Origin of the sequence: Streptomyces sp. NPDC087310, from assembly GCF_044744405.1 — a bacterium.
GTDB lineage: Bacteria > Actinomycetota > Actinomycetes > Streptomycetales > Streptomycetaceae > Streptomyces.
On sequence record NZ_JBIUYF010000011.1, the window covers coordinates 68,843 to 85,720 of the forward strand.

Annotated in this window: 13 protein-coding genes and 1 tRNA gene; 10 read left to right on the plus strand and 4 right to left on the minus strand. The window is 68.7% G+C overall.

The genetic code is table 11. The features are described 5' to 3' along the window. Positions 1-85 precede the first annotated feature (85 nt). From ACIO3P_RS35010 to ACIO3P_RS35030, 5 genes are all read left to right on the plus strand, one after another. Positions 86-1,315, plus strand: a complete 1,230-nt coding sequence (locus tag ACIO3P_RS35010; protein ID WP_329826109.1) for a branched-chain amino acid ABC transporter substrate-binding protein — start codon at positions 86-88, stop codon at positions 1,313-1,315. 96 nt (positions 1,316-1,411) lie between these two features. Continuing rightward, positions 1,412-2,344: a branched-chain amino acid ABC transporter permease gene (locus ACIO3P_RS35015; RefSeq protein ID WP_329826108.1), complete on the plus strand. Its 933-nt coding sequence runs from the start codon at positions 1,412-1,414 to the stop codon at positions 2,342-2,344. Positions 2,345-2,349: 5 nt separating this feature from the next. Continuing rightward, positions 2,350-4,125: an ABC transporter permease subunit gene (locus tag ACIO3P_RS35020; protein WP_329826107.1), complete on the plus strand. Its 1,776-nt coding sequence runs from the start codon at positions 2,350-2,352 to the stop codon at positions 4,123-4,125. Between the two features lie 5 nt (positions 4,126-4,130). Further along, positions 4,131-5,036: an ABC transporter ATP-binding protein gene (locus ACIO3P_RS35025; RefSeq protein ID WP_401850844.1), complete on the plus strand. Its 906-nt coding sequence runs from the start codon at positions 4,131-4,133 to the stop codon at positions 5,034-5,036. Next, positions 5,033-5,749 (plus strand): ABC transporter ATP-binding protein, encoded by a 717-nt coding sequence (locus tag ACIO3P_RS35030; protein WP_329826106.1) that lies wholly within the window; start codon positions 5,033-5,035, stop codon positions 5,747-5,749. Before ACIO3P_RS35025 ends, ACIO3P_RS35030 begins: the two co-directional genes overlap by 4 nt. 94 nt (positions 5,750-5,843) lie before the next feature. Here ACIO3P_RS35030 and ACIO3P_RS35035 read toward each other — a convergent pair whose 3' ends face one another. Beyond that, positions 5,844-6,497 (minus strand): response regulator, encoded by a 654-nt coding sequence (locus tag ACIO3P_RS35035; protein ID WP_329826105.1) that lies wholly within the window; start codon positions 6,495-6,497, stop codon positions 5,844-5,846. A gap of 100 nt (positions 6,498-6,597) precedes the next feature. Here ACIO3P_RS35035 and ACIO3P_RS35040 point away from each other — a divergent pair. The 4 genes from ACIO3P_RS35040 to ACIO3P_RS35055 all read left to right on the plus strand — a co-directional run bounded on the left by ACIO3P_RS35040 (position 6,598) and on the right by ACIO3P_RS35055 (position 10,887). Then, a tRNA-Leu gene (locus ACIO3P_RS35040) sits at positions 6,598-6,672 on the plus strand. A gap of 107 nt (positions 6,673-6,779) precedes the next feature. Beyond that, positions 6,780-7,547, plus strand: coding sequence for a hypothetical protein (locus ACIO3P_RS35045; protein WP_401850333.1), 768 nt, complete (start codon positions 6,780-6,782; stop codon positions 7,545-7,547). Positions 7,548-7,669: 122 nt separating this feature from the next. Further along, positions 7,670-9,688, plus strand: coding sequence for a LodA/GoxA family CTQ-dependent oxidase (locus tag ACIO3P_RS35050; RefSeq protein ID WP_401850335.1), 2,019 nt, complete (start codon positions 7,670-7,672; stop codon positions 9,686-9,688). Between the two features lie 11 nt (positions 9,689-9,699). Further along, complete coding sequence (locus tag ACIO3P_RS35055; RefSeq protein ID WP_401850337.1) at positions 9,700-10,887, plus strand: NAD(P)/FAD-dependent oxidoreductase; 1,188 nt, start codon at positions 9,700-9,702, stop codon at positions 10,885-10,887. A 7-nt stretch (positions 10,888-10,894) separates the two neighbouring features. On the opposite strand, the gene pyk is transcribed toward ACIO3P_RS35055, so the two are convergent. Both pyk and ACIO3P_RS35065 read right to left on the minus strand, forming a co-directional pair. Beyond that, positions 10,895-12,328: a pyruvate kinase gene (gene pyk, locus ACIO3P_RS35060; protein ID WP_329826102.1), complete on the minus strand. Its 1,434-nt coding sequence runs from the start codon at positions 12,326-12,328 to the stop codon at positions 10,895-10,897. A gap of 146 nt (positions 12,329-12,474) precedes the next feature. Beyond that, complete coding sequence (locus ACIO3P_RS35065; protein WP_401850339.1) at positions 12,475-13,194, minus strand: SIMPL domain-containing protein; 720 nt, start codon at positions 13,192-13,194, stop codon at positions 12,475-12,477. 254 nt (positions 13,195-13,448) lie between these two features. Between ACIO3P_RS35065 and ACIO3P_RS35070 the strand changes: the two genes are divergently transcribed. Further along, positions 13,449-15,260: a bifunctional metallophosphatase/5'-nucleotidase gene (locus ACIO3P_RS35070; RefSeq protein ID WP_401850340.1), complete on the plus strand. Its 1,812-nt coding sequence runs from the start codon at positions 13,449-13,451 to the stop codon at positions 15,258-15,260. A gap of 55 nt (positions 15,261-15,315) precedes the next feature. Here the strand turns inward: ACIO3P_RS35070 and ACIO3P_RS35075 are convergent, their stop codons facing one another. Then, the gene (locus ACIO3P_RS35075; protein ID WP_401850341.1) at positions 15,316-16,773 is read right to left on the minus strand and encodes a lysine N(6)-hydroxylase/L-ornithine N(5)-oxygenase family protein; all 1,458 of its coding nucleotides are present in this window, start codon (positions 16,771-16,773) and stop codon (positions 15,316-15,318) included. Between the last annotated feature and the right edge of the window lie 105 nt (positions 16,774-16,878).

Here is a 16,878-nt window from a genome sequence, read left to right on the forward strand (position 1 = left end):
ATCAGCTCATATGTACGCACCAGTACAGTCCGGCGAACGCAACGGCACCTCAGCAGAGGAGGCCGCGCCAGGGAGAGGACTCAACGTGCGACACCGTTCCTTGCTCATGCTCACCACCGTGATAACCACGGGTGCGCTCACACTCACCGCTTGTGGCTCCCGCGACGACAGCAAGGGCAACAGCGGTAGCGACAAGACCACCGTCGTCATCGGTGTGGACGCGCCGCTCACCGGCTCGCTGTCCGCCCTCGGCCAGGGCATCAAGAACTCCGTCGACCTCGCCATCAAGACCGCGAACAAGAACAACGAGGTCCCCGGCGTCGAGTTCAAGATCGAGGCCCTGGACGACCAGGCCGTCCCGGCCTCCGGTCAGGCCAACGCCACCAAGCTGGTCGGCGACACGAACGTCCTCGGCGCGGTCGGCCCGCTGAACTCCGGCGTCGCCCAGTCGATGCAGGGCGTCTTCAACACCGCCAAGCTCGTCCAGGTGTCGCCCGCCAACACCAACCCCGCCCTCACCCAGGGCGACAACTGGGCCAAGGGCGACCTGAAGCGCCCCTTCGCCTCCTACTTCCGCACCGCCGCCACGGACGTCGTCCAGGGCAAGTTCGCCGCGCAGTACTACTACAACGACGCCAAGAAGCGGAAGGTCTTCGTCGTCGACGACAAGCAGACCTACGGCGCCGGCCTCGCGGCGATCTTCTCGACCGAGTTCAAGCGCCTCGGCGGCAAGGTCGTCGGCACCGACCACGTCACCGTCAAGGAGACCGACTTCTCCGCCACCGCCGACAAGGTCAAGTCCACCGGCGCCGACTCCGTCTACTTCGGCGGCCAGTACCCCGAGGGCGGCCTGCTCTCCGACCAGATCAAGAAGACGGGCGCCAAGGTCCCCACCATGGGCGGCGACGGCATCTACGACCCGAACTTCATCTCCGCCTCCGGTGAGTCCAACGACGGCGACTTCGCCACCTCCATCGGCTACCCCGTGGAGAAGCTGGACACCGCCAAGCAGTTCATCACCGACTACAAGGCCGGTGGCTACAAGGACCCGTACGGCGCCTACGGCGGCTACTCCTACGACGCCGCCTGGACCATCATCCAGGCCGTCAAGGCCGTCGTCGCCGACAACGACGGCAAGCTCCCGGACGACGCCCGCGAGAAGGTCCTCGCCGCTACCGGCAAGGTCACCTTCGACGGCGTGACCGGCAAGGTCGCCTTCGACGAGTACGGCGACACCACCAACAAGCAGCTCACCGTGTACGAGGTCAAGAGCGGTGCCTGGAAGGACGTCAAGAGCGCCACGTTCCAGGACTGATCACTCCGCCACACCCCACAGACGACCGAACCGCGCGAGGGCGCAACAGCGCCCTCGCGCGGTGTCATATCCGACACGCTCATCGGAGGCCCTGCGGTGAACGAACTGCCGCAACAGCTCGCCAACGGCCTTGCCCTCGGTGCCCTCTACGGCTTGATCGCCATCGGGTACACCATGGTTTACGGCATCGTGCAGCTCATCAACTTCGCCCACGGCGAGATCTTCATGATCGGGGGCTTCGGAGCCCTCACCACCTACACCTGGCTCCCCAGCGGAACCTCCCTGACGGTGGCGATACCGCTCATGATCGTAGGTGGCGCCCTCGCCTCGGTGGCCGTCGCCACCGCGGCCGAGCGCTTCGCCTACCGCCCCCTGCGAGGCGCCCCACGACTGGCCCCGCTCATCACCGCGATCGGCCTCTCCATCGCGCTCCAGCAGCTCATCTGGGCGTTCTACCCCGACGCCAAGAAGGCCGTCAGCTTCCCGGAATTCAAGGGTGAGTCCTTCCACATCACGGACAACCTCTACATCCAGCGCGCCGACGCCTTCCTCTTCGTCCTCGCCCCCCTGTGCATGATCGCCCTCGGCCTCTTCGTCTCCAAGAGCCGCAGCGGACGCGCCATGCAGGCCACCTCCCAGGACCGCGACACCGCGAAGCTCATGGGCATCAACACCGACCGCATCATCGTCATGGCCTTCGCGATCGGCGCCGCCTTCGCAGCCGTCGCCGCCGTCGCCTACGGGCTCGACAAGGGCCAGATCAACTTCGAGATGGGCTTCCTCCTCGGACTCAAGGCGTTCACCGCCGCGGTCCTCGGCGGCATCGGCAACATCTACGGAGCGATGGTCGGCGGAGTCGTCCTCGGCCTCGCCGAAGCCATGTCGATCGCGTACATCGAAGAAATCCCCGGGATGCAGCAGCTCGGCGGCGGCGCGTGGGCCAACGTCTGGGCGTTCGTCCTTCTCATCGTCGTACTCCTCGTCAGGCCACAGGGCCTGCTCGGTGAGCGCGTCGCGGATCGGGCGTGAACCCAATGACTGACAAGACTGACAAGACCGGCACGACTGACACGACAGACACGACCGGCACGACCACCAAAACCCCCGCCACGGCACCGGCCGACGCCAAGCGCACCACCCAACTGCGCGCGCTCGCCCTCATCGGCGGCCTCGCCACCGTGGCCAGCACCTTCCTCTCCTGGACCTACACCACCGAGTTCCCCGGCGACCTCACCGTCTACGGCTACCCCGGCGGCCTCCAGCTCCTCACCCTCACCGCCGGGGTACTCATCGCGCTCTTCGCGCTCTCGGCACTCGGGATCAAGGGCCTCGTCTGGCTCACCCCCACCGGCTCCACCAAAGCGCTCCAACTGCTCGCCCTCGGCGCCTTCGCCACCACCTGGTTCACGGTCATCGCCATCGCCGTCGAACTCGGCGGGCTCGTCAACCTCGACCCCGGCGGCTTCGTCGCCGCCGTCGTCACCGTCATCCCCGTCGTCGCCGCCCACCTGCTGCCCGACGACACCCGCCAGGCCAGGCGGCCCAAGGAACTCCCCTCCTGGGCAGAGATCCTCATCATCGTCGCCGCCTTCGCCCTCGGCCTCTTCGTCTTCACCTACGGCATCGACACCGAGTACGCCGAACTCTTCACCGGCTACCTGCTCACCGTCGGCTTCACCGCCACCGCCCTCTTCAAAGCGGGCCTCATCGCGCGGATCAACGGCCTCACCGCCAAGTACCGCCTGATCGCCGTCTCGGCCGCGTTCGTCGCCGCCGCCGCGTTCCCCTTCACCCAGAGCACCGACCAGTTCACCCTCATCGCGGTCAACATCCTCATCTTCGCGACCGTCGCCCTCGGGCTGAACATCGTCGTCGGCCTCGCCGGACTGCTCGACCTCGGATACGTCGCCTTCCTCGGCGTCGGCGCCTACACGGCCGCCCTCGTCTCCGGAACCACCGCCTCCGTCTTCGACGTCCACTTCCCCTTCTGGGCCGCCGTCCTCACTGGCGCCGTCGTCTCCCTGATCTTCGGCGTCCTCATCGGCGCACCCACCCTGCGGCTGCGCGGCGACTACCTCGCCATCGTCACCCTCGGCTTCGGAGAGATCTTCCGCATCGCCGTCGGCAACCTCGACGGCGTATCGGGCCCCCGCATCACCAACGGCCCCAACGGCGTACCGAACATCCCCGACCTCACCTTCTTCGGGTACAACTTCGGCGAGTCCCACACCGTCCTCGGCTTCGAACTCGGCGCCTACGCCAACTACTACCTGCTGATGCTCCTCGCCATGATCCTCGTGGTGGTCGTCTTCAGCCGGGCCGGCGACTCCCGTATCGGACGCGCCTGGGTCGCCATCCGCGAGGACGAGACCGCCGCCACCGCCATGGGCATCAACGGCTTCCGCGTCAAGCTCATCGCCTTCGCCCTCGGCGCCACCCTGGCCGGCCTCGCCGGCACCGTACAGGCACACGTCCAGCACACCGTCGTCCCCGAGATGTACGTGTTCGCCGGCCCCGTGCCGCCCAACTCCGCGTTCCTCCTCGCGGCCGTCATCCTCGGCGGCATGGGCACCATCACCGGACCGCTCATCGGCGCGTCCCTGCTCTACCTGATCCCCGCGAAGCTCCAGTTCCTCCAGGACTACCAGCTCCTCGGCTTCGGTATCGCCCTCATCCTGCTGATGCGCTTCCGCCCGGAAGGGCTCATCGCCAACCGGCGCGCACAGCTCCAATTCCACGAGACGGACCAGCTCGACGTACCGGACGACACCACCGGCGCGGGCGCCGGCGTCGCCAAGGCGGGGGCGTGAACGACATGACGACCGCGACCACAACCACCAGCGTCCTCGACGCCACCGGGGTCACCATGCGCTTCGGCGGCCTCACCGCCGTACGCAACGTCGACCTCCACGTCAACGCGGGCGAGATCGTCGGCCTCATCGGCCCCAACGGCGCCGGCAAGACCACGTTCTTCAACTGCCTCACCGGCCTGTACGTACCGACCGAGGGCACCGTCACCTACAAGGGCACCGTCCTCCCGCCCAAGCCCCACCTCGTCACCAACGCGGGCATCGCCCGCACCTTCCAGAACATCCGGCTCTTCGCCAACATGACCGTCCTGGAAAACGTCCTCGTCGGACGCCACACCCGCACCAAAGAAGGACTCTGGTCCGCACTCCTGCGAGGCCCCGGCTTCAAGAAGGCCGAAGCCGCCTCCCACGAGCGCGCCATGGAACTCCTCGAATTCATCGGCCTCCAGCACAAGGCCGACCACCTCGCCCGCAACCTCCCCTACGGCGAACAGCGCAAGCTCGAAATCGCCCGCGCCCTCGCCGCCGAACCCGGCCTGCTCCTCCTCGACGAGCCCACCGCCGGCATGAACCCCCAGGAAACCCGCGTCACCGAAGAACTCATCTTCGCCATCCGGGACCAGGGCATCGCCGTACTCGTCATCGAGCACGACATGCGGTTCATCTTCAACCTGTGCGACCGCGTCGCCTGCCTCGTCCAGGGCGAGAAACTCGTCGAGGGCACCCCCTCGGCCGTCCAGGGCGACGAACGCGTCATCGCCGCCTACCTCGGCACCCCCTTCGAAGGCGCCCCCGGCGGCGAAGAGGTCGCCGCGGTCGAAGCGGCGGAGGCAGCCGCCGAGGCAGCGGAACCGGCCGCCGACGCACCGGGCACCACCAGCACCACGGGTACGGAAGGGGACGCGAAGTGACCGCGCTTCTGGAGGTCGAGGACCTCAAAGTCGCCTACGGCAAGATCGAAGCCGTCAAGGGCATCTCCTTCAGCGTCGAAGCCGGCCAGATCGTCACCCTCATCGGCACCAACGGCGCCGGCAAGACGACCACCCTGCGCACCCTCTCCGGGCTCCTCAAGCCCTCGGGCGGCCGGATCGTCTTCGACGGAAAGCCCCTCACCACCGTCCCCGCGCACAAGATCGTCGCCCTCGGACTCGCCCACTCCCCCGAGGGCCGGCACATCTTCCCCCGGCTCACCATCACGGAGAACCTCCAGCTCGGAGCGTTCCTGCGGACGGACAAGGCCGGCATCGAGAACGACATCCAGCGCGCCTACGACCTCTTCCCCATCCTGGGCGAACGACGGAAGCAGGCAGCCGGCACCCTCTCCGGCGGCGAACAGCAGATGCTCGCCATGGGACGCGCCCTGATGTCCCAGCCCAAACTGCTCATGCTCGACGAACCCTCCATGGGCCTCTCCCCGATCATGATGCAGAAGATCATGGAAACCATCGTGGAGCTCAAGTCACAGGGCACCACCATCCTGCTCGTCGAACAGAACGCCCAAGCCGCGCTCTCCCTCGCCGACCAGGGCCACGTCATGGAAATCGGCAAGATCGTCCTGTCCGGCACGGGCGACTCCCTGCTCCACGACGAATCCGTACGCAAGGCATACCTCGGCGAGGACTGACCCGTACGCACACGAAGAGGGCCCGCCCCCGGCCGATGACCGGGAGCGGGCCCTCGTTCACGTACGGAACAAGGTCACATACGCGACCAGGGGCCTACTGCCCCTTCCCCGCCTTCTTCTCCGCCGCGTCCTCGATGACCGCCTCGGCCACCTGCTGCATCGACATCCGCCGGTCCATCGACGTCTTCTGAATCCACCGGAACGCCGCCGGCTCCGTCAGCCCGTACTGCGTCTGCAGCACCGACTTCGCCCGGTCCACCAGCTTCCGCGTCTCCAGCCGCAGCGTCAGATCCGCGACCTCCCGCTCCAGCGTCCGCAGCTCCGTGAACCGCGACACCGCCATCTCGATGGCCGGCACCACATCACTCTTGCTGAACGGCTTCACCAGATACGCCATCGCCCCGGCGTCCCGCGCCCGCTCCACCAGATCCCGCTGCGAGAACGCGGTCAGCATCAGCACCGGCGCGATGGACTCCTCCGCGATCTTCTCCGCCGCGGAGATCCCGTCCAGAACGGGCATCTTCACATCGAGGATCACCAGATCGGGCCGGTGCTCCCGCGCCAGCGCGACAGCCTGCTCCCCGTCACCGGCCTCACCGACGACGGAGTACCCCTCCTCCTCCAGCATCTCTTTGAGATCCAGACGGATCAGGGCCTCGTCCTCAGCAATGACGACACGCGTCGTCAGCGGCGGGACGTGCGACTTGTCGTCATCGTCGGCGGGCTGGGGCGACTCGGGGGCGGTCACGGGGGGCTCCTCGTTCCAGACAGGATGCTGCTCCCCATGAGCCTACCGAGCTGCGGTAAAGTAGGCCCAGGCGGGGGACCTGAATCCCTTGTATTCTCAGGCCCCAGTACTCCAACTGGTTAGAGAGGCCGCTCTCAAACAGCGGACAGTGTGGGTTCGAATCCCACCTGGGGCACTTTCCTTTCATTCCAAGGTCGCGCGAACTCTCTCCGCAGTCACTTGATCGTGTGGTTTTCCGCGGTTCCAAGGCCAAGGCCTCCGGTGCTGGTCAGGATCGGCCCCATGTACGACCTTCGGACCCGGCGACGTGCACTGGCCCTTCTGGGTCAGGGGCGCAGCCTCAACACTGTCAGCAAACAGACCGGCATATCCCGGTCGGCGATTCGCTCCTGGCTCACCCGCATTGAGCCGTTGCCACGCATGCTCGAACCTGACATATGCCCGAGATGCCAGCCCGCGCCCGGCTCACCCGCCACCCCTGCGGCGTACGCCTACCTCCTAGGCCTCTATCTCGGCGACGGCTGCATCAGCCCGCGTCCCCGGGGCGGCTACTACCTGCGTATCGCGTGCGCTGACGCCTGGCCCGGACTCATCAGGGAGTGCGAGGAGGCCATAAGGGATGTTCGCCTCGACAGCCGTGTGTGCATCCTCCAGAAGGAGGGATGCGTCATGGTCACCTGTTACGGACGCCACTGGCCGTGCCTGTTCCCTCAGCATGGCCCGGGCAAGAAGCATGACCGGCACATCGCCCTCGAACCCTGGCAACAACGGATCGTGGACGAGCACCCCTGGGAGCTACTGCGCGGGCTCATCCACTCCGACGGCAGCCGCTGCACCAACTGGACCGAGAAGATCATCGGCGGCGAACTCAAGCGGTACGAGTACCCCCGCTACTTCTTCACCAACCTGTCCGCCGACATCATCCGGCTCTTCACCGACACCCTCGACGCCGTCGGCGTCGACTGGCGGCGCGCCAACGCGAAGAACATCTCCGTCGCCAAGCGTGCGTCCGTCGCCCTGATGGACGCCCACATAGGTCCCAAGCACTGACAGAGCCGGCGGACCGCCTTGGCCTGATCGCGTGAAGCTGTGCTTTCACCCGGGGCGTCAGTGCCGAAAATACTATTACCGCATCAATGGTGGCCTTCGGAGACGTAGACCGGAGGCCCTCAATGGATCAGAACATCGTGCGGGTGAAGATCCACCCTGCCATCGGAGTCGCCCGCGTCGGTAACAGTGCCACGGAGTTCTTCGTCGGCCCGGAGTCGCCCGACCGATTGCCCGAACAGCCCGGGTTCTACAAGGACGCGGCCGGGGCGGTCAAAAGGCAGGCGGCGCGGTTTCGGGTGTACGGCTACAACGCGGCCGGGGAGGTCGTGCGGGAGCTCAAGGTGAACGAGGGGGGTGTGTCCGAGGTCGCGTGGACCGTGCACCTCGCCAACAAGAAGGCCGCCTGGTACCAGTTCCATGTGCCGCTCGACATCCCCGAGGGGAAGAATCTGACGCCCGCGCAGTACGGCCTGCGGAACGCCGGTGTCGTGGGGGCCAACCGGAAGAAGCTGGTCAACGATCCGGGAAGCCGGACCGTCCTCGCGTCCGCCGCCGAGACCCGGAAGTTCGACTCCGGGAAGATCATGGACAGGACGGTCTACCTCGGGGAGATCTCCGCCCGGTCGGACGGCCGTCTGCTGGTGCTCGGCGGCATGGGTACGTCCAAGTCCTACGCGAACCAGCCGGCGACCGGGGTCGCCAACAACGACACCTGGTACGACGACACCTCCGACGGCCCGGTGACGGCGACCGTCACCCTTGAGGGCCGCATGCTCACGGCGACGCCCGCCTGGGTCGTGGTCGGCCCTCCGGACTACGCGCCGAACACGAAGAGCGTGCGCACCCTGTACGACCTGCTCCACGACGTGTTCTTCGGCGGTACGCAGCCCCCACCGCAGGTCTCGTTCGCGCAGGACATCGAGCCCGTCCTGCGCCGGTTCTGCGATCTCCAGTGGGTCAATCACGGGTTCGCCTCCCAATTCGGCTGGAAGGGGCCGCACGACTTCCTCGCTCCGGCGATGCTGAGCCGTCTCGCCGACGCGTCCGACCGGAACGCGGAGCTGCGCCGTCAGGTGTACATCGCGCTGCGCGACTACGACCGGGACGGGACCTCTCCGCTGCCGTGGCCGTGGGTCTACGGCGACGCGATGGCCACGGCCGCCCATCCGTCCGTACGGCACTATCTGCTGCTGTCCCCGACCCAGGACCGGATGATGGAGCGCTGGGCGGAAGGGAAGTTCACGCCCGGCACGGAGCGGACGGTGTATCCGGAGGTCGACGACGCCCCCGTCGCCGAGCAGCCGGGCCTGCTGGACCGCGCGGCGCTGGAGCACTGCGCGGCCGACGCCTTCCACCCGGGCAGCGAGGTGACCTGGCCGATCCGGCGCACCACCATGTACACGGAGCCGTTCCGGATCCGGCATCGTGCCGCGGGCGCCTCCGAGCCCGACTACGGGGCGTCGCTCACGCCGGAGAAGGCGCTCGCGCCGAACGGCCCGACGTATGCCCAGGGGCCCGGGGACCTCACCCGGTGGATGGCGGCTCCCTGGCAGACGGACGCGGCGCGCTGCCGTTCCGGGTACGAGGTCCTGAGCCATCTGGGTCCTCGTTACAGTCCGTACCTGCCGACGTTCTGGCCCGCCCACGTGCCCAATCACGTGCTGAAGGAGGACGACTTCACGATCGTCAACTCGGCGCCGACGCCGGGTGATGACAGTGTGCGGGCGACGGCCTTCGAGCGGCGTGCGGTCTGGTTGCGCGGTCTTGTGGGTACGGTCGCGCAGCAGACCAATCAGATGATCACCGACTGGCCGAAGTTCGGCATCGTCGAGGAGCGCGCCTACACCGTGGGGGACGGCGCGTTCCCGGAGAGGATCTCGGTGGAGTCCCGTCCCGCCGCGCCGTTCGATGCCGCGCCGGACACGCGCAATCTGGTCAATCTCCAGGTGCCTCAGGCCGCTTTCCCGCATTTGTCCGCCGCGGCGGGTACCTGGGCGGCGGAGGGTCCTGGTGCGGAGGCCGTGGAGGAGGCGCTGGTGAGTCAGGCGGTTCGTCGGGCCGTGGCGGAGACCCGGTTCACCGAGGAGGAGATCTCCGCCGGGTACGACGAGCGACTCGACCCGTTCCACGAGGGGCTGTGAGGGGTGGGGGTGTGGCCCGCGAGGTCGTGAGCCGCGCGCCGTCCTTCGGTCGGTCCCCGGGCGGCCGTCCCGGCGCCGGGTTCGACGTGGTGGTCGCGGGTGGTGGGCCGGCCGGCTGCGCGGCGGCGCTGGCGCTCGCCCGTGCGGGCCGGAGGGTCCTGCTGGCGGACGCGGGGACCGGCCCGCCGAAGGTCGGGGAGGCGCTCGTGTCCGCCGGTGCGGTGCTGCTGGAGGACCTCGGGGCCGGTGGCGGGGTGCTGGGCTCCGGGCATCTGCCCTGTTACGCGAACCTGTCGGCCTGGGGTTCGTCCGAGTTGCGGGCGGTCGACCTCATCAACGATCCGCGGGGCCATGGGTGGTACCTGGACCGGAGGGTGTTCGACGGGCGGCTGCGTGAGGCGGTGCGGGCGGCGGGGGCCGAGGTGGTCGAGAACAGCGCGGTGCGCCGGCCCGTCCGCCGGCCGGACGGCGGTTGGGTCCTGGTTCTGCGCGGCGCGGGCGGTGACCGTACGGTGCGCTGTCGCTGGCTGGTCGACGCCACGGGGCGGGCCGCCGCGGTGGCCGTCGGATGCGGTGCGCGGCGGCGGAGGTGTGATCGGCTGGCCGCCTTGTGTCTGGTCCTCGGGGCGGCTCCGGGCGCCGTCGAGGGCTGTTCGCTGGTCGAGTCGGACGAGGACGGCTGGTGGTACACGGCGCCGCTGCCCGGGGGGCGTCGGCTGGTGGCCTATTTCACCGACGCCGATCTGCCGTCGTCCGCTCTTCGTACCGCGGCGGAGTTGCGACCGCGTCTTCTGGCGACCCGCCATGTGGGGCGGCGGGCGGAGCCCCATGGTTTCGCCGAGTCGGCGGTGCTGCGCAGGGCGCCCGCGCACAGTGTGTTCCTGGACCGGGTGTGGGGGGACGGCTGGGTCGCGGCCGGGGACGCGGCCGTCGCCTTCGACCCGCTCTCCTCGCAGGGTGTCCTGACCGCCCTGTACACGGGGATGGGCGCCGGGCAGGCCGTGGACGCCCGGTTGCGGGGGGACGCGGCGGCTCTGGCCGGTTACGAGGACGGGGTGCGGCGGGCGCGTGCGGCGTACGTGCGTGGCCACCGGATCGTCCACGCGCGGGAGACCCGTTGGGCCCATCGCGTCTTCTGGGCCCGCCGGCTGGCAACGGCACGGAACGGCGTACCGCCCCGGGTACGGGCCCGGACGTGACGGGCGGCTACTTCGGGGTGTCGTCCTCGCCGATGTGGTGCACCCGGACGAGGTTGGTGGAGCCTGCCACGCCCGGCGGGGAGCCCGCCGTGATGACGACCACGTCGCCCTTGCGGCAGCGGCCGATCCGCAGGAGTTCCTCGTCGACCTGGGCGACCATGGCGTCGGTGGAGTCCACGTGGGGGCCCAGGAAGGTCTCCACTCCCCAGGTGAGGTTGAGCTGGGAGCGGGTGGCCGGGTCGGGGGTGAAGGCGAGGAGGGGGATCGGGGAGCGGTAGCGGGAGAGGCGTTTGACGGTGTCGCCGGACTGGGTGAAGGCGACCAGGAACTTCGCGCCGAGGAAGTCGCCCATCTCCGCGGCCGCGCGGGCGACCGCGCCGGCCTGGGTGCGGGGTTTGTTGCGGTCCGTGAGGGGCGGGAGGCCCTTGGCGAGGATGTCCTCCTCCGCGGCCTCCACGATGCGGCCCATGGTCCTGACGGTCTCGACGGGGTATTTGCCGACGCTGGTCTCGCCGGAGAGCATCACCGCGTCGGTGCCGTCGATCACGGCGTTCGCGACGTCGGACGCCTCGGCGCGGGTGGGGCGGGAGTTGTCGATCATCGAGTCGAGCATCTGAGTGGCGACGATGACCGGTTTGGCGTTGCGCCTGGCGAGTTTGATGGCGCGCTTCTGGACGATCGGCACCTGTTCGAGGGGCATTTCCACGCCGAGGTCGCCCCGGGCGACCATGATGCCGTCGAAGGCGGCAACGATGTCATCGATGTTCTCGACGGCCTGGGGTTTCTCGACCTTGGCGATGACGGGGAGCCTGCGGTGTTCCTCGTCCATGACGCGGTGGACGTCGTCGATGTCGGCGCCGCTGCGCACGAAGGAGAGGGCGATGATGTCGGCGCCGAGGTGGAGCGCCCAGCGGAGGTCGTCGATGTCCTTGTCGGAGAGCGCGGGGACGGAGACGGCGACGCCGGGGAGGTTGAGGCCCTTGTGGTCGGAGACCATGCCGCCTTCGACCACGAGGGTGCGGACGCGGGGTCCGTCGACGGAGGTGACTTCGAGGGTGACCTTGCCGTCGTCCACGAGGATGCGCTCGCCCGTGGTGACGTCGGCGGCGAGTCCTCCGTAGGTGGTGGAGCAGGTGTGGCGGTCGCCTTCGTGGGGTTCGACGGTGATGGTGAACTCGTCGCCGCGTTCAAGGAGTACGGGGCCTTCGTGGAAGCGGCCGAGGCGGATCTTCGGGCCTTGAAGGTCGGCGAGGATTCCGACGCTGCGGCCGGTTTCCTCGGCGGCTTTCCGTACGCGCTGGTAGCGCTCCTCGTGTTCGGCGTGGGTGCCGTGGCTGAGGTTGAGGCGGGCGATGTCCATTCCGGCTTCGACCAGTGCTTTGATCTGGTCGTACGAGTCGGTGGCGGGCCCCAGGGTGCAGACGATCTTCGCTCGGCGCATAGGTCGAGCGTAGAGCTTACCCACCGGTAGGGAATTGGGTCTGCATGACTGCTCAACAACCTTTGCGTGAAGGGTTGTTGACTGGGTTGAAGTGTGCGCGGGGGTGCTCCGATGAGCGCTTTCGGGGCGGTCGGATTCCGGCGGATTCAGGAACTGAGATCCGGCGGCGTCATCGTGAAGCGCGCGTTCACCTGCGCGTGGACGGTCTGCCGCTGCGGTTCGAGGTCGAGCGCGGGCGCCGCCTCCGCGGAGGCCGCGCCTCCGTACGCCGCGCTGCGCAGGGCACCGGGGGCGGCGGGCATCCCGTATCCCCCGCTGTTCTCCGCGCCGATGTCGGCCAGCTCGACCAGGGCGGCGAGGCGGGCGCCGAGCGCTTCCGCGTACTCCCGGGCGCGCTGGACCGCTTCCCGTACGGCCTGGCGGCGGGCCTCGCCGCGGGCCGGGGAGTCGGGGCGCAGGGACCACCAGGGGCCGGCGACGCTGGTGAGTTCGAGGTCGGCGATACGGGTGGTGAGTTCACCCAGAGCGGTGAAGTCGGCGAGTTCGACGGTGAGGTGGACGCGGCCGTGGTAGGCGCGGATGCGTTCGCCGCGGCCGTGCCTGGTCAGCTCGGGGCTGATGGAGAAGGCGCCGGTCTCCAGCTTCTCGACGGCGTCGCCGTAGCTCTTGACGAGGTCGAGGACCCAGGCGTTGCGCCGGGTGAGGTCGTCGAGGGCGGTGCGCCGGTCGGTGCCGCGGGCGCCGACGGTGATGGAGATACGGGCGATCTCGGGGTCGACTTCGAGCCGTGCCTCGCCGCGGACGGCGACCCTGGGTGTGTCGGGGGTGCCGTAGGAGGGGGCGGGGGTCGGGGTGTCGGTGGTCATGGGGGCGGCTCCCTCGTACGTACGGCGGTGGCGGTCCGTGCTGCTGCGTGCCGGTCCGTGCTGCTGTGCCGGTCCGTGCTGCTGTGCCTACTCTCGCATCCGGGTCCGACACTCTCCGCGTGGACCGGGGACGCGACCTCTGGCAGTCATCTGATCGAAACCGGCAGGGGGTGTTGCGGTGCGGTGGTTCTGAGCCAGAATCTACGCGCGTTGTGCAATGGATCGTTGCGCGATGGATCGAGGGAGAAGAAGAAATGCCGCTGAACCGTAGGACGCTCCTGGGCAGTGCGGCCGTCGCCGGTGCCGGAGCGGCGCTGGCCGCCGGGGGTACGGCTCCGGCGCAGGCCGCCGTCCATGGTCAGGGTTCCGCTCATGGACGTCCGCCCAAGCGGTACGCGTTCACGGTGATGGGGACGACCGACCTGCACGGAAACGTCTTCAACTGGGACTACTTCACGGACAAGGAGTTCGACGACGCCGCCCACAACGACGTCGGTCTGGCGAAGATCTCGACGCTGGTCGATCAGATCCGCGAGGAGAAGGGCCGCCACAACACGCTGCTGATCGACGCGGGTGACACCATCCAGGGCACCCAGCTCTCGTACTACTACGCGAAGGTCGACCCGATCACCGCGAAGCGCGGTCCGGTGCATCCGATGGCGCAGGCGATGAACGCGATCGGTTACGACGCGGCGGCGCTCGGGAACCACGAGTTCAACTACGGCATTCCGGTGCTGCGCAAGTTCGAGGAGCAGGTGCGTTTTCCGCTGCTCGGGGCGAACGCGCTGGACGCGAAGACGCTGAAGCCGGCGTTCGCGCCGTACGTCATCAAGAAGCTGCGGACACCGGGCGGCCGTGAGGTGCGGGTGGCGATTCTCGGGCTGACCAACCCCGGGATCGCGATCTGGGACAAGGCGAACGTCCAGGGGAAGATGACGTTCCCGGGTCTGGAGGAGCAGGCGGCGAAGTGGGTGCCGAAGCTGCGTTCGATGGGCGCGGACGTGGTGATCGTGTCGGCGCACTCGGGGTCGGACGGTTCGTCGTCGTACGGTGACCAGCTTCCGTACGTGGAGAACGCGGCGGGTCTGGTGGCCGAGCGGGTGCCGGGCATCGACGCGATCCTGGTCGGGCACGCGCATGCGGAGATCCCGGAGCGCCGGGTGGTCAACAAGGCGACCGGCAAGGACGTGGTGCTGTCCGAGCCGCTCAAGTGGGGTCAGCGGCTGACGCTCTTCGACTTCGAGCTGGTGTGGGAGCGGGGGCGCTGGACGGTCGAGAAGGTCACGTCGAAGGTCCTCAACTCGAACACGGTCGCGGAGGACAACAAGATCACGCGGCTGCTGTCGGACGAGCACCGCAAGGTCGTCGCGTACGTCAACCAGGTGATCGGTACATCGACGGCGGCGATGTCCACGGTTGACGCGCCGTGGAAGGACGAGCCGATCATCGACCTGATCAACCACGTTCAGGCGGAGACGGTGAAGGCGGCACTGGCGGGCGGCGAGTGGGCGGCGCTGCCGGTGCTCTCCCAGGCGTCGTGCTTCTCGCGTACGGCGGGGATCCCGGCCGGCGAGGTGACGATCAAGGACGCGGCGGGGCTGTACCCGTTCGAGAACACGCTGGAGGCGCGGCTGGTGACCGGCGCGCAGATACTGGCGTACCTGGAGTACTCGGCGAAGTACTACGTGCGGACGGCGGCGGGTGCGCCGGTGGACACGTCGAAGCTGACGAACGCGGACGGTACCCCTGACTACAACTACGACGTGGTGTCGGGGCTGACGTACGAGATCGACATCGCGAAGCCCGCGGGTTCGCGGATCGTGGATCCGCGGTTCGGCGGGCAGCCGCTGGATCCGGCGGCGACGTTCGTGCTGGCGGTGAACAACTACCGGGCGAGCGGCGGCGGGAACTTCCCGCACATCGCCGGGGCGCGGCAGCTCTGGTCGAACTCGGACGAGATCCGTAACACGATCATCGCTTGGGTGAAGGCGGCGGGGACGGTCGATCCGTCGGCGTTCGCTTCGGTGGACTGGAAGCTGACGCGGGACGGTACGCCGGTCTTCTGAGGCGTCCGTACAGCCGGTTTCCTGAGCCGTCCGAACAGCCGGTTTCCCGTGGTGATCAGCGGACCTCGGTGAGCGGGACCAGGCCCCTCGGTGCGGGCACCGTGGGGGTCCGGTCCTGGGCGCCGAGTCCGAAGGTGGTGAAGGCGGTGCGCCGGGGCAGGGCGTAGGGCTCTGTCCCGGTGAGGTGGCCCATGAGGTGGTTGAGGATGGTCGCGCCGCGCCACGCGGCGAGTCCGAGGTCGGGTGCGCCCACGCCGTGGGTGTGGCGTTCGGCGTTCTGTACGTAGGCGGAGCCGCTGACGCTCGGGGCGAGGACGAGCCGGTGGTGGGCGTCGATACGGGGGCGTCCCGAGCCGTCCCGGCACATGTACGGGTCGAGCCCGGCGAGGAGCCGGTCGAGGGAGCGTTCCCGGTAGCCGGTGGCGAGGACGACGGCGTCGGTGGTGAGCCGGGTGCGGGTGGCCTGCCTGCGGTGTTCCAGGTGGAGTTCGAGCTTGGTGGTGCCGACGCGGCCCGCGGTACGGATCTGGACGCCGGGGGTGAGGACGGCGTCGGGCCAGCCGCCGTGGAGGGTGCGGCGGTACAGCTCGTCGTGGATGGCGGCGATGGTCTCGGGGCCGATGCCTTTGTGGAGCTGCCACTGGCTGGGGAGGAGGTCGTCGCGGGCGCGTTCGGGCAGGGCGTGGAAGTAGCGGGTGTAGTCGGGGGTGAACTGTTCCAGGCCGAGCTTGGAGTACTCCATGGGCGCGAAGGCTTCGGTACGGGCCAGCCAGTGGATCCGCTCGGCTCCGGCGGGGCGGGCGCGCAGCAGGTCGAGGAAGACCTCGGCGCCGGACTGTCCTGAGCCGATGACGGTGATGTGTCCCGCGGCGAGGAGCCGGTCGCGCTGGTCGAGGTAGTCGGCCGAGTGGACGACGGGCACGGTGGGGGCGTCGACGAGCGGCCTGAGCGGGTCGGGTACGTACGGTTCGGTGCCGATGCCGAGGGCGATGTGGCGGGTGTAGGCGCGGCCGAGGGCTTCGACCTCGCCGTCGGGGTCGAGCTGGGTGAAGTCGACCTCGAACAGGTCGCGTTCGCCGTTCCAGCGGACGGCGTCGACCTGGTGGCCGAAGTGGAGTCCGGGGAGGTGTTCGCTGACCCAGCGGCAGTAGGCGTCGTACTCGGCGCGCTGGATGTGGAAGCGCTCGGCGAAGTAGAAGGGGAAGAGCCGGTCGCGGGCCTTGAGGTAGCTGAGGAACGACCAGGGGCTGGCGGGGTCGGCGAGGGTGACCAGGTCCGCGAGGAACGGGACCTGGAGGGTGGCGCCGTCGATGAGCAGGCCGGGGTGCCAGTGGAAGGCGGGGCTCTGGTCGAAGAAGGCGGTGGTGAGGGGGGATCGGGCGCCGTCGGGGCCGTGGATGCCGTCGGGGCCGGGGATGCCGTCGGCGAGGGCGGCGAGGGAGAGGTTGAACGGGCCGATGCCGATGCCCACCAGGTCGTGGGGGTGGGCGAGGTCGGTGGGGTGGTCGGTCATCGGCGTGTGCTGCCTTCCACGAGTGGTGGTGTCTGGCAAGCACAACGAGGCGACGCTGTCAGGGGTATCGGGGGATCAGGCGCCGGTCGCCGAAAAGGCTGAAAA

Excerpts from the sequence above, each read along its gene's own strand:
- ACIO3P_RS35020 (WP_329826107.1), top strand. The coding sequence starts at position 2,350 with ATGACTGACAAGACTGACAAGACCGGCACGACTGACACGACAGACACG.
- ACIO3P_RS35025 (WP_401850844.1), top strand. The coding sequence starts at position 4,131 with ATGACGACCGCGACCACAACCACCAGCGTCCTCGACGCCACCGGGGTC.
- ACIO3P_RS35045 (WP_401850333.1), top strand. The coding sequence starts at position 6,780 with ATGTACGACCTTCGGACCCGGCGACGTGCACTGGCCCTTCTGGGTCAG.
- ACIO3P_RS35050 (WP_401850335.1), top strand. The coding sequence starts at position 7,670 with ATGGATCAGAACATCGTGCGGGTGAAGATCCACCCTGCCATCGGAGTC.
- pyk (WP_329826102.1), bottom strand. The coding sequence starts at position 12,328 with ATGCGCCGAGCGAAGATCGTCTGCACCCTGGGGCCCGCCACCGACTCG.
- ACIO3P_RS35065 (WP_401850339.1), bottom strand. The coding sequence starts at position 13,194 with ATGACCACCGACACCCCGACCCCCGCCCCCTCCTACGGCACCCCCGAC.
- ACIO3P_RS35070 (WP_401850340.1), top strand. The coding sequence starts at position 13,449 with ATGCCGCTGAACCGTAGGACGCTCCTGGGCAGTGCGGCCGTCGCCGGT.
- ACIO3P_RS35075 (WP_401850341.1), bottom strand. The coding sequence starts at position 16,773 with ATGACCGACCACCCCACCGACCTCGCCCACCCCCACGACCTGGTGGGC.